Below are 15,096 nucleotides of genomic sequence, written 5' to 3'. Positions count from 1 at the left end.
GCCATCCCCGCAGCCGACAGCCTGCTGACAGGAGACTGAAAACCATGCTGCCACCGATGCTCCCCTTGAGTGCCGTGCCGATCACTTCACAGACCGACCCGATCCGTCAGCGTCCGGATATTCCTCCGGTGGTGCCGGTGCAGGAAAGCTCCAGTGAAAGCACCATCGACCTGCAAAAGCGCAATCCTGAAGAGGACGGGCTGGTGCTGCGCGAGGAGCAGCGCCGCAGGCAGGAGCAGGAGCGGCGGCGTCGCGAGGCTGACGATGACCCCGAGGCTCACCTGGCGATTCCCGGTGATGAACTCAATGCCGACAACACCGTGCCGGTGGCGCCACTGATGGAAGATCAGCCGCGGCAGGGGCTGTGGGTCGATATCGAGATTTGAGCGCAGGCTGGTCAGCACGGCCGTCAGGCCGCATTATTGGCGCAGGGTTGCCGAACGCTACGGCGGCTTAAACTCATTTCAAGCGATGCACTGACCGCCATGAGCCAAGACGACAAACTGATTGACCTCAATGCTGAACGCGCCAAGCGTGTTCATGACCTCAATGACAAGCGGCTCAATGAAGTTCGCCAGGCGTTCGAGCAGGCCATGCCGTTGGGCAAGGCCAAAAAAAAGCCGAAGAACAAACCGAAAAAGCGCTGAAATCCCTCGCACTCATTGATGCGGGTCAAACTTCTCCCTTCCTCTTGCCCAGTCTCGGGCGACATTGATCCCGGTCAATATTCTCTCCTGCCCGTTTGGTTAACTTAGCTCTATCGCAACAGGGCAGGTACAGGAGACGCGTCATGTTTTTCGACAACGTGGTGATCGCCGGAGTGCTGACTGTCAGCCTCATGTTTGTATTTTTCGCAGGGTTCGGACTTTTTATCTGGAAGGATTCGCACAAGCGGAAATAACCGTAGTTCTTTCTGGATGCAATGAGCACGCAAGGCATTTTGGGCAACTTCGGTTGCCCTTTTTTTTGCCTGTAAAACTCTATCGATACACGCAAACCCTGTGGGAGCTAGCTTGCTCCGGGCGGCGTTCCGACGATGAGGCCATAACATTCAGCATCTATATTGGCTGTAAGGCCGCTATCGCGAGCAAGCTCGCCCACATTTGATTTGTTGTGTTTGGAAGTAGCTGGATCGAGTAGGAGGCGGGGTTGCCCCCGCCGTCCTCTCACACCACCGTACGTACGGTTCCGTATACGGCGGTTCCTGCCTACTGACAAACAACGTCAGCGAGCTTGGTTCCGTTGATGTGTCGCCTGCGGTATCTAAGCGCCCAGACCGGCCCTCGGAGCTTCCGGCTCCTACCTCCTAATGGTCTTGACCTCCGCTACGCGGAGTTTCTGCTTTACGCTCCAACAGAGATCACACCCGACTATCCACTCATGGCAGGTTCAGCCCTTCATTACTCCGGTTTCGAGCAACTACTACGGCCTCTGCTGACTTCTGTCACCCATCCCGTCATCTCGCGACGCCGGTAGCACATGGCAGGCTAAACAGATCTCCCAGGGTAATTCGCGCGACCTTCCTGCTTATGCCTGTCGGATCTACGTCGCAGCGTTCCGTGCAAGTATCGGGCTTTGAAGATATTGGCCTTCTTACCCCGCTGCGCCGCCTCTATCCGCTTCCTGTTCGTCAGGCCAGCATTTTGCCTCGGGCTTCCTTCGGATTCGCAGTCACCCGCGACACCCTTGCCTCTGGCTAACACTTCCCCTTGCCGGGTGTGTAGAGGACTTTCACCTCCAAGTCACCAGCGTGGCCACCACAGCCAAGCTGGTTGCGCTTACGCGCAACGCGCCATGCCTGGCGCACCAATAAAAAAGGCGCGTTCCTTGCGGAGCGCGCCTTTTCTTGTTTGGCGGTGTATCAGCTGCCAAGGGCCTTCGAGGCCAGCCAGAACAACCCGGCCGACAGGGCCACGGTGGCTGGCAGGGTCAATACCCAGGCCAGCAGGATGGTTCTGACGGTGCCGCTTTGCAGGCCGCTCTTGTTGGCGACCATGGTGCCCGCCACACCCGAGGACAGCACGTGGGTGGTGGAAACCGGCAGGCTGAAGATGTTCGCCATGCCGATCAGGCTGGCGGTGGTGATCTGCGCGGACATGCCTTGGGAGTAGGTCATGCCTTGCTTGCCGATCTTCTCGCCAATGGTCAGTACCACGCGTTTCCAGCCGACCATGGTGCCCAGGCCCAGGGCCAGTGCAACCGCCAGGATCACCCAGAACGGAGCGTATTCGGTGGTGGTGGTCAGGTCCTTGCGCAGCTTGTCCAGGTCAGCCTTTTCACGGGCCCCGAGAGTCGGCAACTTGCTGACTTTCTTCGCCGTGTCGTCCAGGCAGAGCAGGTAACGACGTACTTCGATGCGGCTTTCCGACGGCAGCGAGTGGTAGTCGGCTACACCCTTGAGGGTGCCGAGCAGGGCGGTGATGGTCGGTTCGGTCTGTTGCGGGTTGCAACGGAACTTCTCCGGCAGATCGCCTTCCACGCTCTTGCCCAGGGCCAGGAACTCGCCCAGGGTTTCAGCATTACGCTGGTAGAACTGGCTCAGGTGCAGCGTGGCGTCGCGAGTCCGCTCGATCTGATAGGTCGTGCTGTTCAGGTCGAGGACGAACTGCGCTGGCACGATACCGATCAGGACCAGCATGATCAGGCCGATACCTTTCTGGCCATCGTTGGAACCGTGCACGAAACTCACGGCCATGGCCGAGATCACCAGTACCAGGCGATTCCAGAACGGCGGGTGTTTCTTGTCGTCGATCTTGCGGCGCTGTTCCGGCGTCTTGTGCATCTTCGACAGCGGACGCCACCATTTAAGACCGATCAGGATCAGCGCTGCGATCAGGAAACCGGCCATTGGCGAGAACACCAGCGAGGCGCCGATATCGATCGCTTTCTGCCAGTTCACACCGTCAGCCAGCGGAATATCGTTGATCAGGGCGTTGGCCAGGCCGACACCGAGGATCGAACCGATCAACGTGTGGGAACTGGACGCGGGAATACCGAAGTACCAGGTGCCCAGGTTCCAGGTAATGGCGGCGGCGAGCAACGAGAACACCATGGCCAGTCCGTGACCGGTGTTCACATTGATCAGCAGTTCTACCGGCAGCAGGTGGACGATGGCATACGCCACGCCGACCCCGCCCAGCAGCACGCCGAGGAAGTTGAACACACCGGAGAAGAACACCGCCAGATGAGGCGGCATGGCTTTGGTGTAGATAACGGTCGCCACCGCGTTAGCGGTGTCATGAAAGCCATTGATGAACTCGAAGGCGAGGACAAAGGCCAGGGCGAGCAAGAGGCTTACAAGCACCCAAGCATTCAGTCCGCTGAATAAATCGATCATGAAGGTTTTCTGACCCGGTCATAAGGGGGCGCGATTATGCCAGAAAAGACTGCTAATCAATGCACTAGCTGCTCATCGGTAACATTCTTCAACGAATTTTTTTGCCGCCGCACCTGAAAACCCACGGTTTTGCTGCGTTTTTTAAGTCATTGATTTAATTGAAAAAATATACTGTCACAAAACCTTCACGGCCCGGTAAGAGGGGCTTGAACAGTTGTGAGAAAAATCTGAGAAATAGGTCAGATACCGGAAATCTACCGGATTCGACGACGGTGATGGCCGCTGCCCGCTCGTAGCGGGCGCGAAAGGCAGCATCAATACATCCCGCTTTTAACGGGTGCAGAGGCAGGCCCTTATAAGGATCAGGCCGAAGCAGTCATGGCTCTTCGGCTTTGAGTTCCTTTTCCATTTTTTGAATTTCCTGCTGGAAAACCTGATCCTGAACGGTGGCGCGTTTACGCCAGGGTTTGCGTTCCGGTTCGGGTTGAGCGGCGTAAGTGGTGACTTCTCCGCCGTAAACTTCCTTGTAACGTTGTTCCTGGCGCTCTAGTTCCGCGCGCAGTTCGTCTTTCGTCACAGTGCTACCTGATTGAGTTGGGATAAATTCTGGTGAAAACGCGCTGCATCAAATCGTTTGATCACGTTTGTCGAATGGGCAATGCCCGTCAAGGCATCGTTTTTGGCAACAACGTGATCAATACTTCCATGTCACAGGCGGCCACGGCACCAGAGATAAACAGCTGACGTAGCTTCAGTTTCCTGTTTCGGCAAGCGCATCGACAAGGCTGTGCAATTCGGATCTGGCGCTTGCAACGGGCAACGGCGATGGAACATCACATTGCCGGGCAACGGGTTCGGCAAGTAAAAAACCGAAGCGCTACTGAATTGTATTATAGCGGCCGATTCGAAGAACACTATCTCCAAAGAGTTAAAAGTTGTTCTTGGTGTGTGACCGTTTTGTTGCTCGCAACTTTACGATTAAGTGGAGCGTCGACTGATAGCAGATCGCTGCGATGTCTTTCTGATGCCATTAAGTCAGGCAAGTTGCGGTAATTGGATTGCCCCATTAAGTCCTGTGTCGAGTCGGCGTAAACATGGGGTCGTGAGTCGGCGAAAAAAACGGGCGTCGGCGGATCCGGTTATTCATATGGTGGATTGCGATTATCGGTCGAGCGTTCGATAATCGCACGGAGTTGACGGGTCGGGCTTGAGCGCCAGGCGCCAGCCCTTTGTAATAGTCGCTGATCCGAATGGGTAAAAGGACCTTGTATGAACGATCAAATGCGTAATTCCTTCGCTTCAGTGGCTCCTCCCATCGTTGCCTCACCAGCCAAACGGATCCAGGCACTGACCGGCGACCCGGATTTCATGACGTCCCTGGCCCGTGGCCTGGCCGTGGTGCAAGCGTTCCAGGAGCGCAAACGGCACCTGACCATCGCCCAGATCAGCCACCGCACGGAAATTCCCCGCGCCGCCGTGCGCCGTTGCCTGCACACCCTGATCAAACTCGGCTACGCCACCACCGACGGCCGCACCTATTCGCTGCTGCCCAAAGTGCTGACCCTCGGCCATGCCTATGTGTCATCGACGCCGCTGGCGGTTTCCGCCCAGCCGTACCTGGACCGCATGAGCGAGCAACTGCACGAGGCCTGCAACATGGCCACGCTGGAGGGTGATGACATTCTGTACATCGCCCGCTCCGCGACCACCCAGCGCCTGATTTCGGTGGACCTGTCGGTGGGCGGGCGCTTGCCGGCCTACTGCACGTCGATGGGGCGGATCCTGCTGGCCGCGCTGGACGACACCTCGCTTGGCGAATACCTCGACCACGCCGAATTGCAAGCCAAGACCAGCCGCACGATCCACACCCCCGAGGCGTTGCTCGAATGCCTGCAAGAAGTACGACTGCAAGGCTGGTGCATCGTCGACCAGGAACTCGAGCAAGGGCTGCGTTCGATTGCCGTCCCGGTGTACGACGCTTCCGGGCAGGTGGTTGCGGCCCTCAATGTCAGCACCCATGCGGGGCGGGTCAGCCGCAATGAACTGGAACAGCGTTTCCTGCCCGGTTTGTTGAGCGCCAGCCGCGACCTCAGCGCGCAGTTGTTTGCCTAAGCTGTTCGATAAACGCACAGAGATGTGTTTATCGAATTGACGCTGTTTCCTCCGGATCATTACTGTCGCGGCTTCGTCAGCATCTGCTGACACCGTTCGACTGCGATCCGTGGAATAAAAATAATGAACCAGCCTCAGTCTGCTGTAGGAAACTGCCTCGACGTGCAGTCCTTCATCAATGCCCAACCCATTTCGCGCTACCAGTGGCGCGTGGTGATCCTGTGTTTCCTGATTGTCTTCCTCGATGGCCTCGACACCGCGGCCATGGGATTCATCGCTCCGGCCCTGTCCCAGGACTGGGGTATCGACCGCGCCAGTCTCGGCCCGGTGATGAGTGCGGCGTTGATCGGCATGGTCTTCGGCGCTCTGGGATCGGGCCCGTTGGCTGACCGCTTCGGGCGAAAAGTCGTGCTGGTCGGTGCGGTGCTGTTGTTCGGCGCCTTCAGCCTGGCCTCGGCCTACAGCAGCAATGTCGATCAATTGCTGGTGTTGCGCTTCCTGACCGGCCTGGGTCTGGGTGCCGGCATGCCGAACGCCACGACCCTGCTGTCGGAGTACACACCGGAGCGCAAGAAATCCCTGCTGGTGACCAGCATGTTCTGCGGTTTCAACCTCGGCATGGCCGGCGGTGGATTCATCTCGGCCAAACTCATTCCGGCCTTTGGCTGGCACAGCCTGCTGCTGATCGGCGGGGTTCTGCCGCTGATCCTCGCCGTCGTTTTGCTGCTCTGGCTGCCGGAGTCGGCGCGTTACCTGGTGGTGCGCAACCGCGGTACGGACAAAGTGCGCAAGGCACTGGCGCCGATCGACCCGACGGTGGTGGCCCAGGCGTCCAGTTTCAGCGTGCCGGAACAGAAAACCGTGAAGGCGCGCAATGTGTTTGCAGTGATCTTCTCTGGCACCTACAGCACCGGCACCTTGCTGTTGTGGCTGACCTACTTCATGGGCCTGGTGATCGTTTACCTGCTGACCAGCTGGCTGCCGACCCTGATGCGTGACAGTGGCGCGAGCATGGAGCAGGCTGCCTTCATCGGCGCGCTGTTCCAGTTTGGTGGCGTGCTGAGTGCGGTGGGCGTGGGCTGGGCAATGGACCGGTTCAATCCGCACAAGGTCATCGGCACTTTCTACCTGTTGGCCGGGGTGTTTGCCTACGCGGTAGGGCAGAGCCTGGGCAACATCACAATCCTGGCGACCCTGGTGCTGGTGGCCGGGATGTGTGTCAACGGTGCGCAATCGGCAATGCCGTCACTGGCGGCGCGGTTCTATCCGACTCAAGGGCGGGCCACCGGCGTGTCGTGGATGCTCGGCATCGGCCGCTTCGGTGCCATCCTCGGTGCGTGGATGGGCGCAACGCTGCTGGGGCTGGGCTGGAACTTCGAGCAAGTGCTGACGGCGCTGGTGATTCCGGCGGCGCTGGCAACGACGGCGGTGGTGATCAAGGGCATGGTCAGTCATGCGGATGCGACCTGAGGCCTGTCCGATTCTTCATTGAGTGTGCAGACCTCTTCGCGAGCAGGCTCGCTCCCACAGGTGATCGCATTCCTCTGTGGGAGCGAGCCTGCTCGCGAAGCTTTTGGGGATCGGTAGCCAAGCAACAATATGTTCGATAATCGAACGCTTAGTCGATTATCGGATTGTTTGGCGTTTTGCACGGGCTTAATCTTCAGTCATTCCGGCGCTGCGCATCGGCGCCTTCTTCCACTGTCGGTTAACAATAAACGGGAGCCTGCCCCAATGGCTGAAATCCTTTCGCTGCACGACGCGGTGAAGCAATTCGTAAACGACGGCGATACGGTCGCGCTCGAAGGCTTTACCCACCTGATCCCGACGGCGGCGGGTCACGAAATCATTCGCCAGGGCAAGAAAGACCTGACCCTGGTGCGAATGACCCCTGACTTGATCTACGACCAGTTGATCGGTGCCGGTTGTGCCCGCAAGCTGATTTTCTCCTGGGGTGGTAACCCTGGCGTAGGTTCGCTGCACCGTCTGCGTGACGCCGTAGAGAAGCAGTGGCCCCACGCGCTGGAAATCGAAGAACACAGCCACGCCGACCTGGCCAATGCCTACGTCGCCGGCGCTTCCGGCCTGCCGTTCGCGGTACTGCGTGCCTACGCCGGTTCCGACCTGCCGAAGGTCAATCCGCTGATCAAATCCGTCACTTGCCCGTTCACCGGCGAAGTGTTGGCCGCCGTGCCTTCGGTGCGCCCGGACATTACCGTGATTCACGCGCAGAAAGCCGACCGCAAGGGCAACGTGCTGCTCTGGGGCATCCTTGGCGTGCAGAAAGAAGCCGCCCTGGCCGCCAAGCGCTGCATCGTCACCGTTGAGGAAATCGTCGACGACCTCAATGCACCGATGAACTCCTGTGTATTGCCAACCTGGGCCTTGAGCGCGGTTTGCCATGTACCTGGCGGTGCGCATCCGTCCTACGCCCATGGTTACAACGAGCGCGACAACCGCTTCTACCAGGCCTGGGACCCGATTGCCCGCGACCGTGAAACCTTCACCGCGTGGATCAACGAATACATCCACGGCAGCGCTGACTTCAGCGAGTTCCAGGCCAAACTGGCCGCCGCTTCGGAGGCGAAGTAATGACTTACACCACCAATGAAATGATGACCGTCGCCGCCGCTCGCCGTCTGAAGAACGGTTCGGTGTGCTTCGTCGGTATCGGCCTGCCGTCGAAAGCAGCCAACCTGGCGCGCCTGACTTCCTCGCCTGATGTCGTCCTGATCTACGAATCGGGTCCGATCGGTGCCAAGCCAAGCGTACTGCCACTGTCGATCGGTGACGGTGAACTGGCGGAAACCGCCGACACCGTAGTTCCTACCGGCGAGATTTTCCGCTACTGGCTGCAGGGCGGGCGCATTGACGTCGGCTTCCTCGGCGCGGCGCAGGTCGACCGTTTCGGCAACATCAACACCACTGTCGTGGGTGATTACCACGCGCCGAAAGTCCGTCTGCCGGGTGCAGGTGGCGCGCCGGAGATTGCCGGTTCCGCCAAGAGTGTGTTGATCATCCTCAAGCAGTCGTCGCGCTCCTTTGTCGACAAACTCGACTTCATTACCTCGGTCGGCCACGGCGAGGGCGGTGATTCGCGCAAGCGTCTCGGCCTGCCAGGCGCCGGTCCGGTGGGGATCATCACCGACCTGTGCATCATGGAGCCGGAAGAGGGCACCCACGAATTCGTGGTCACCGCACTGCACCCGGGCGTGACCCGCGAGCAAGTGGTTGCGGCCACCGGTTGGGCGATTCGCTTTGCCGACCATGTCGAGCAAACCGCCGAGCCGACTGAAGTCGAGCTGACCGCGCTGCGCGACCTCGAAGCTCGTACCGCCGCCGCACACGGCCAAGCCCCCGGAGAAGCGTGATGCGTGACGTTTATATCTGCGACGCGATTCGTACCCCCATCGGCCGTTTCGGCGGTGGCCTGTCGACGGTGCGTGCCGACGACCTGGCTGCCGTGCCAATCAAGGCCTTGATGGAGCGCAACCCGTCGGTGGACTGGAACGCCGTGGACGAGGTGTTCCTCGGCTGCGCCAACCAGGCCGGTGAAGACAACCGCAACGTCGCGCGTATGGCGCTGTTGCTGGCCGGCCTGCCGGAAACCATTCCCGGCGTGACCCTCAACCGCCTCTGCGCTTCGGGCATGGATGCCATCGGCACCGCGTTCCGCGCCATCGCCAGCGGCGAGATGGAGCTGGCGATCGCCGGTGGCGTCGAGTCGATGTCCCGCGCACCGTTCGTGATGGGCAAGGCCGATGCAGCGTTTTCGCGCAACATGAAGCTCGAAGACACCACCATCGGCTGGCGCTTCATCAACCCGTTGATGAAGGCCCAGTACGGCGTGGACGCGATGCCGCAGACCGCTGACAACGTGGCCGACGATTACAAGGTGTCCCGCGCCGATCAGGACGCGTTCGCCCTGCGCAGTCAACAACGCACGGCCGCCGCGCAAGCCGCCGGGTTCTTCGCCGAAGAAATCGTTGAAGTGCGCATCACCCACAAGAAAGGTGAAACCGTGGTCAGCCAGGACGAGCATCCTCGCGCCGACACCACGCTGGAAGCCCTGACCAAACTGAAACCGGTCAACGGCCCCGACAAGACTGTCACCGCCGGCAATGCCTCGGGTGTGAACGACGGTGCTGCCGCGTTGATCCTGGCTTCGGCCGAAGCGGTGAAGAAACACGGCCTGACTGCCCGCGCCAAAGTACTGGGCATGGCCAGCGCCGGTGTTGCCCCGCGAGTGATGGGCATCGGCCCGGTGCCAGCGGTGCGTAAACTGATCGAGCGCCTCGGTGTGGCGGTCAGTGAGTTTGACGTGATCGAACTCAACGAAGCCTTCGCCAGCCAGGGCTTGGCGGTGCTGCGTGAACTGGGGATCGCGGACGACGCGGCCCAGGTCAACCCGAACGGTGGCGCGATTGCCTTGGGTCACCCGTTGGGCATGAGCGGCGCGCGACTGGTGTTGACCGCGTTGCATCAGCTGGAAAAAACCGGTGGCAAGAAAGGTCTGGCGACCATGTGCGTCGGTGTCGGCCAAGGTCTGGCTTTGGCGATCGAGCGCGTCTGACGCGCTCTGAAGACTTATAAGAACTGAGGAATGTTTCATGACTGACAAGCCTGGTTACCGTCGTCCGCAGGAAGGCACTCAACCGCCGTACCTACATCCGACCTACCAATCAACCAACCTGCGCTCGCCGTCGAAACCGTTGGTGTTCCTGCCCCATTCGTTGTCGGAAATTACCGGTCCTACCATTGGCGCCGAGCGCGTCAATGAGAAGGACAATGACCTGACTGCCCAGCATGACGCGGAACCTCAGGGTGAACGCATCATCATCCACGGCCGCGTTCTGGACGAAAACGGTCTGCCAGTACCCGGGATTCTGGTGGAGATCTGGCAGGCCAACGCCGCCGGTCGCTACGCCCATGTCCGCGACCTGCACGACGCACCGCTGGACCCGAATTTCACCGGCACCGGCCGCACCGTGACCGACGCCGATGGCTGGTACCAGTTCCAGACCATCAAGCCTGGTGCGTATCCGTGGGGCAACCACCACAACGCCTGGCGCCCGGCGCACATCCATTTCTCGCTGTTCGGGCCGAGCATCCTGACGCGCCTGGTGACGCAGATGTATTTCCCGGGCGACCCGTTGCTGGCGTACGACCCGATCTACAACTGCGTGCCCGATACCAGCGCCAAAGAGCGCTTGATCGCCGCGTTCGATCTGGAAAAAACCATCCCTTCCTATGCCCTAGGTTATCGCTGGGACATCGTTTTGCGCGGCCGCGACGCCACGCCGATGGAGAAATAAGATGACGCTGACTGCGACCACGTCCCACACCGTCGGGCCGTATTACCACATCGGCCTGACCTGGCTGAACCGCGAAAACCTGACCGTCGAACAAACCCTGGGCGAGCGCGTGGCGATCACCGGGCAAGTGGTCGACGGCAATGGCGACATCGTCAACGACGCGATGCTGGAAGTCTGGCAGGCCAACGCCGCCGGCAAGTACGACCATCCGGAAGACGACCAGGACAAACCCCTGGACCCGAACTTCGAGGGCTTTGGCCGGGTGCCGGTGGATGCCGAAGGGCGTTTCCGTTTCACCACCATCAAGCCGGGTATGGTCGAGGGGCTCAAAGGCACGACCCAGGCACCGCACCTGGTGGTGCTGGTGTTTGCCCGTGGCCTGGTCAAGCACCTGCTGACGCGGATTTACTTTGATGGCGAGGCGGCGAACGTCAACGATCCGTTGCTGGAATGCGTGCCGGCTGAGCGTCGCAATACGCTGCTGGCCAAGCAGGATGCGTCGGGCGTGTACCAGTGGAACGTGATTCTGCAGGGCACCGATGCCGAGACGGTGTTCTTCGATTATTGAGTGAACACATAACTTGTGGCGAGGGAGCTTGCTCCCGCTGGCTTGCGAAGCGAGCCCAAACCCGGCTATCACGGTAAATCAGGCAGACCACATTGGCCGATTTTACGACTGCTTCGCAGCCGAGCGGGAGCAAGCTCCCTCGCCACAAGAGGTTGTGTTGGCTTCAGCTGTTGCATCTGCGGATCGGGATTGTTGCAAAGTGTGTCTAGACTCTCACTGTCCCCATTGAGTGAAAAAACAATGACAACACCCACAGCTCCTATAGCTCTTTATACGGGCGAAGAACGCAACAAGCGGATCTTCGCTATTGTCGGTGCCTCGTCCGGCAACCTGGTCGAATGGTTCGACTTCTACGTCTACGCCTTCTGTGCGATCTATTTCGCACCTGCCTTTTTCCCGTCCGATAACCCTACGGTGCAGTTGGTCAACACCGCTGGCGTGTTTGCCGCCGGGTTCCTGATGCGACCGATTGGTGGCTGGATTTTCGGGCGCTTGGCGGACAAGCACGGGCGCAAGAATTCGATGTTGATCTCGATTCTGATGATGTGCTTCGGCTCGCTGCTGATCGCTTGCCTGCCGACCTACAACAGCATCGGGGTCTGGGCACCTATCCTGCTGCTGTTCGCCCGTTTGCTGCAAGGCTTGTCGGTGGGCGGTGAGTACGGCACGACCGCGACCTACATGAGTGAAGTGGCGCTCAAGGGCCAACGCGGGTTCTTCGCCTCGTTCCAGTACGTGACCCTGATCGGCGGTCAGTTGCTCGCGGTGTCGCTGGTGGTGATCCTGCAACAGTTCCTCACCGAAGATGACCTGCGTGCCTACGGCTGGCGGATACCCTTCGTGGTGGGTGCCATGGCGGCGCTGGTTTCGCTGTATCTGCGTCGTTCGCTGAAAGAAACCACCAGCAAGGAAATGCGCGAAAACAAGGACGCCGGCAGCATCAGCGCGTTGTTTCGCGACCATAAAGCCGCGTTCATCACCGTGCTTGGTTACACCGCTGGTGGCTCGCTGATTTTCTACACCTTCACCACGTACATGCAGAAGTACCTGGTGAACACCGCCGGCATGCCGGCCAAGACCGCCAGCTACATCATGACCGGCGCGCTGTTCCTCTATATGTGCATGCAGCCGATTTTCGGCATGCTCGCCGACAGGATCGGCCGGCGTAACTCGATGCTCTGGTTCGGCGCCCTCGGCACGTTGTTCACCGTACCGATCCTGTTGAGCCTGAAAAGTGTCAGCAGTCCGTTCCTGGCCTTTGTGTTGATTACTCTGGCGCTGGTGATCGTCAGTTTCTACACCTCGATCAGCGGTTTGGTAAAAGCCGAAATGTTCCCGCCGGAAGTGCGTGCGCTAGGTGTCGGCCTGGCGTATGCGGTGGCGAATGCGATCTTCGGTGGTTCGGCGGAATATGTGGCCTTGAGCCTCAAGGCCGTGGGCATGGAAAACTCCTTCTACTGGTACGTTACGGTGATGATGGCGGTGGCATTCCTGTTCAGCCTGCGCCTGCCGAAACAGCCGAAGTATCTGCAGCAAGACCTTTGATCTTCACGCGCGGGTCGCAAAGGCCCGCGCCTTCAGGAACTGTTTATGAACCAGCGACCGGGCAATCAATTGTTCGATGCCTATTTCACTGCCCGCGATATGCGTGAGGTGTTCTGCGATCAGGGCCGTGTCCAGGCCATGCTCGATTTCGAAGCGGCACTTGCCCGGGCCGAAGCGCGGGTCGGGATGATTCCGTCGAGTGCTGTCGCGCCGATTGAAGCGGCTTGTCGTGCCGGGCTTTACGACTTTGCGGCGTTGGGCGAGGCGATTGCCACGGCCGGTAATTCGGCGATTCCGTTGGTCAAGGCGCTGGGTAAACAAATTGCGGCCACCGATGTCGAAGCCGAACGCTATGTGCATCTGGGCGCGACCAGCCAGGACGTGATGGACAGCGGCCTGGTGCTGCAACTACGCCGGGCGCTGGAACTGATCGAAGGAGACTTGGCACAACTGGGGCAGACCCTAGCGTCCCAGGCCCAGCGCTACGCGACCACGCCATTGGCCGGACGCACCTGGCTGCAGCATGCGACGCCAGTCACCCTCGGTATGAAGATCGCCGGCTGGCTGGGGGCGGTGACCCGCAGTCGCCAACGCTTGGCCGAACTCAAGCCGCGCCTGCTGGTGCTGCAATTCGGCGGTGCGTCCGGAACCCTTGCGGCCCTAGGCGACCAGGCCATGCCGATAGCCCGGTCGCTGGCCGAAGAGCTGCAACTGACCTTGCCCGATCAGCCGTGGCACACCCAGCGCGACCGCGTGGTGGAGTTCGGCGCCGCGCTCGGACTGATCGCCGGCAGCCTCGGCAAGCTTGGGCGCGATATCAGCCTGTTGATGCAAACCGAGGCCGCCGAAGTGTTCGAACCCTCGGCGCCGGGCAAGGGCGGTTCCTCGACCATGCCGCACAAACGCAATCCGGTGGGCGCGGCGGTGTTGATCGGCGCGGCGACTCGCGTACCCGGTTTGCTCTCGACGCTGTTCAGCGCCATGCCCCAGGAACACGAACGCAGCCTCGGCCTGTGGCATGCCGAGTGGGAAACCCTGCCGGAGATTTGCTGCCTGGTGTCGGGCAGCCTGCAGCAAGCGCTGTTGATCGCCAAAGGACTGGAAGTAGATGTCGAGCGCATGGCTCGCAATCTCGATTTGACCCAGGGCCTGGTGCTCGCCGAAGCAGTGAGCATCGTCCTCGCGCAGCGGGTTGGGCGCGATACCGCGCATCATCTGCTGGAACAATGCTGCAAACGCGCCGTGGCCGAACAACGTCACCTGCGCGCGGTCCTCGGCGACGAACCGCAAGTGACCGCCGAACTGTCGGCGGCTGAACTCGAACATCTGCTGGACCCCGCCCACTATCTCGGTCAGGCCAAAACCTGGGTCGAGCGGGCGGTGGCTGAACATTCTGCATTGACTGCCTGAAGGAGACTTGCTGTGGCTTTTGTACAACTCGCCGAGGGCGAACTGCATTACCAACTCGATGGACCGGTCGATGCGCCGGTGCTGGTGCTGTCCAACTCCCTGGGCACGGACCTGCACATGTGGGACGCGCAGATCCCGGCGTTCACCGAGCATTTTCGCGTGCTGCGTTTCGACACCCGTGGTCACGGCCAATCGCTGGTGACGCCGGGCCCGTACAGCATCGAGCAGCTGGGCCACGACGTGCTGGCGCTCCTGGACGCGTTGCACATTGAACGCGCGCATTTCTGCGGATTGTCCATGGGCGGGCTGATCGGCCAGTGGCTAGGTATCAACGCCGGTGAGCGCCTGAACAAACTGATCGTGTGCAATACCGCAGCGAAAATCGGCGATCCGTCAGTGTGGAACCCGCGCATCGAAACGGTGCTGCGTGATGGTCAGGCGGCCATGGTTGCCCTGCGCGATGCATCGATTGCCCGCTGGTTCACCCCGGACTTCTCCGAAGCCAACCCGGCGGCGGCCAAGCAGATTACCGACATGCTCGCGGCCACTTCCCCACAGGGCTATGCAGCCAACTGTGCAGCCGTGCGCGATGCCGATTTCCGCGATCAATTGTCGTCGATCAAGGCGCCGCTGCTGGTCATCGCTGGCACCGAAGACGCGGTGACGCCACCGTGCGGCGGACACTTCATTCAGGAACATGTGCCGGGCGCCGAGTACGCCGAGTTCTATGCCGCGCATTTGTCCAACGTCCAGGCCGGCAGCGCGTTCAGCGAGCGGGTACTGGCGTTTCTGTCGGCTGATTGAGGGTA

At 60.3% G+C, this 15,096-nt stretch carries 15 protein-coding genes; 13 read left to right on the top strand and 2 right to left on the bottom strand.

The window, feature by feature from the left end; translation table 11 throughout:
- Positions 1–44: 44 nt before the first annotated feature.
- From KGB07_RS13320 to ccoM, 3 genes are all read left to right on the top strand, one after another.
- Positions 45–386, top strand: a complete 342-nt coding sequence (locus KGB07_RS13320) for a hypothetical protein (protein WP_046043998.1) — start codon at positions 45–47, stop codon at positions 384–386.
- Positions 387–485: 99 nt separating this feature from the next.
- Positions 486–647 (top strand): hypothetical protein, encoded by a 162-nt coding sequence (locus tag KGB07_RS13315; RefSeq protein ID WP_008016476.1) that lies wholly within the window; start codon positions 486–488, stop codon positions 645–647.
- Between the two features lie 143 nt (positions 648–790).
- Positions 791–901 carry a cytochrome c oxidase subunit CcoM gene (gene ccoM, locus KGB07_RS29595; protein WP_007976669.1) on the top strand — a complete coding sequence of 37 codons (111 nt, stop codon included), beginning with the start codon at positions 791–793 and terminating at the stop codon, positions 899–901.
- Positions 902–1,861: 960 nt separating this feature from the next.
- Here ccoM and KGB07_RS13310 read toward each other — a convergent pair.
- Complete coding sequence (locus tag KGB07_RS13310; RefSeq protein ID WP_046041436.1) at positions 1,862–3,337, bottom strand: inorganic phosphate transporter; 1,476 nt, start codon at positions 3,335–3,337, stop codon at positions 1,862–1,864.
- Positions 3,338–3,713: 376 nt separating this feature from the next.
- Positions 3,714–3,914 (bottom strand): hypothetical protein, encoded by a 201-nt coding sequence (locus tag KGB07_RS13305; RefSeq protein ID WP_008054177.1) that lies wholly within the window; start codon positions 3,912–3,914, stop codon positions 3,714–3,716.
- Positions 3,915–4,606: 692 nt separating this feature from the next.
- Here KGB07_RS13305 and pcaR point away from each other — a divergent pair.
- The 10 genes from pcaR (at position 4,607) to pcaD (ending at position 15,091) form a co-directional block, all read left to right on the top strand.
- Entirely contained in the window at positions 4,607–5,449 is an 843-nt protein-coding gene (gene pcaR, locus KGB07_RS13300; RefSeq protein ID WP_008054175.1) for a pca regulon transcriptional regulator PcaR, read from the top strand.
- Positions 5,450–5,572: 123 nt separating this feature from the next.
- Positions 5,573–6,919 carry an MFS transporter gene (locus KGB07_RS13295; protein WP_046041439.1) on the top strand — a complete coding sequence of 449 codons (1,347 nt, stop codon included), beginning with the start codon at positions 5,573–5,575 and terminating at the stop codon, positions 6,917–6,919.
- A gap of 264 nt (positions 6,920–7,183) precedes the next feature.
- Positions 7,184–8,041: a CoA transferase subunit A gene (locus KGB07_RS13290; protein WP_008054173.1), complete on the top strand. Its 858-nt coding sequence runs from the start codon at positions 7,184–7,186 to the stop codon at positions 8,039–8,041.
- A complete protein-coding gene (locus KGB07_RS13285; protein WP_008054172.1) occupies positions 8,041–8,820 on the top strand; it encodes a CoA-transferase subunit beta in 780 nt (259 codons plus the stop codon). Before KGB07_RS13290 ends, KGB07_RS13285 begins: the two co-directional genes overlap by 1 nt.
- A complete protein-coding gene (pcaF, locus tag KGB07_RS13280; protein ID WP_191630530.1) occupies positions 8,817–10,022 on the top strand; it encodes a 3-oxoadipyl-CoA thiolase in 1,206 nt (401 codons plus the stop codon). The genes KGB07_RS13285 and pcaF overlap by 4 nt, the downstream gene beginning before the upstream one ends.
- 37 nt (positions 10,023–10,059) lie before the next feature.
- Entirely contained in the window at positions 10,060–10,764 is a 705-nt protein-coding gene (gene pcaH / locus KGB07_RS13275; protein WP_046041442.1) for a protocatechuate 3,4-dioxygenase subunit beta, read from the top strand.
- Position 10,765: 1 nt separating this feature from the next.
- Positions 10,766–11,332 (top strand): protocatechuate 3,4-dioxygenase subunit alpha, encoded by a 567-nt coding sequence (gene pcaG / locus KGB07_RS13270; RefSeq protein WP_046041444.1) that lies wholly within the window; start codon positions 10,766–10,768, stop codon positions 11,330–11,332.
- Positions 11,333–11,572: 240 nt separating this feature from the next.
- Positions 11,573–12,877, top strand: coding sequence for an MFS family transporter (locus KGB07_RS13265; protein WP_046041446.1), 1,305 nt, complete (start codon positions 11,573–11,575; stop codon positions 12,875–12,877).
- Between the two features lie 45 nt (positions 12,878–12,922).
- Positions 12,923–14,287 carry a 3-carboxy-cis,cis-muconate cycloisomerase gene (locus tag KGB07_RS13260; protein WP_223465587.1) on the top strand — a complete coding sequence of 455 codons (1,365 nt, stop codon included), beginning with the start codon at positions 12,923–12,925 and terminating at the stop codon, positions 14,285–14,287.
- A 12-nt stretch (positions 14,288–14,299) separates the two neighbouring features.
- Positions 14,300–15,091 carry a 3-oxoadipate enol-lactonase gene (gene pcaD, locus KGB07_RS13255; protein WP_223465585.1) on the top strand — a complete coding sequence of 264 codons (792 nt, stop codon included), beginning with the start codon at positions 14,300–14,302 and terminating at the stop codon, positions 15,089–15,091.
- The last annotated feature ends 5 nt before the right edge of the window (positions 15,092–15,096 follow it).

Source organism: Pseudomonas sp. GL-RE-26, from assembly GCF_019956275.1.
GTDB lineage: Bacteria > Pseudomonadota > Gammaproteobacteria > Pseudomonadales > Pseudomonadaceae > Aquipseudomonas > Aquipseudomonas grandcourensis.
Note: the sequence above shows the minus strand (reverse complement) of the source record. Positions and strands in the feature narration are given on the sequence as shown.

Excerpts from the sequence above, each read along its gene's own strand:
- KGB07_RS13315 (WP_008016476.1), top strand. The coding sequence starts at position 486 with ATGAGCCAAGACGACAAACTGATTGACCTCAATGCTGAACGCGCCAAG.
- KGB07_RS13285 (WP_008054172.1), top strand. The coding sequence starts at position 8,041 with ATGACTTACACCACCAATGAAATGATGACCGTCGCCGCCGCTCGCCGT.
- pcaG (WP_046041444.1), top strand. The coding sequence starts at position 10,766 with ATGACGCTGACTGCGACCACGTCCCACACCGTCGGGCCGTATTACCAC.
- KGB07_RS13310 (WP_046041436.1), bottom strand. The coding sequence starts at position 3,337 with ATGATCGATTTATTCAGCGGACTGAATGCTTGGGTGCTTGTAAGCCTC.
- KGB07_RS13295 (WP_046041439.1), top strand. The coding sequence starts at position 5,573 with ATGAACCAGCCTCAGTCTGCTGTAGGAAACTGCCTCGACGTGCAGTCC.
- KGB07_RS13265 (WP_046041446.1), top strand. The coding sequence starts at position 11,573 with ATGACAACACCCACAGCTCCTATAGCTCTTTATACGGGCGAAGAACGC.
- KGB07_RS13320 (WP_046043998.1), top strand. The coding sequence starts at position 45 with ATGCTGCCACCGATGCTCCCCTTGAGTGCCGTGCCGATCACTTCACAG.
- KGB07_RS13290 (WP_008054173.1), top strand. The coding sequence starts at position 7,184 with ATGGCTGAAATCCTTTCGCTGCACGACGCGGTGAAGCAATTCGTAAAC.
- ccoM (WP_007976669.1), top strand. The coding sequence starts at position 791 with ATGTTTTTCGACAACGTGGTGATCGCCGGAGTGCTGACTGTCAGCCTC.
- pcaR (WP_008054175.1), top strand. The coding sequence starts at position 4,607 with ATGAACGATCAAATGCGTAATTCCTTCGCTTCAGTGGCTCCTCCCATC.
- KGB07_RS13260 (WP_223465587.1), top strand. The coding sequence starts at position 12,923 with ATGAACCAGCGACCGGGCAATCAATTGTTCGATGCCTATTTCACTGCC.
- pcaH (WP_046041442.1), top strand. The coding sequence starts at position 10,060 with ATGACTGACAAGCCTGGTTACCGTCGTCCGCAGGAAGGCACTCAACCG.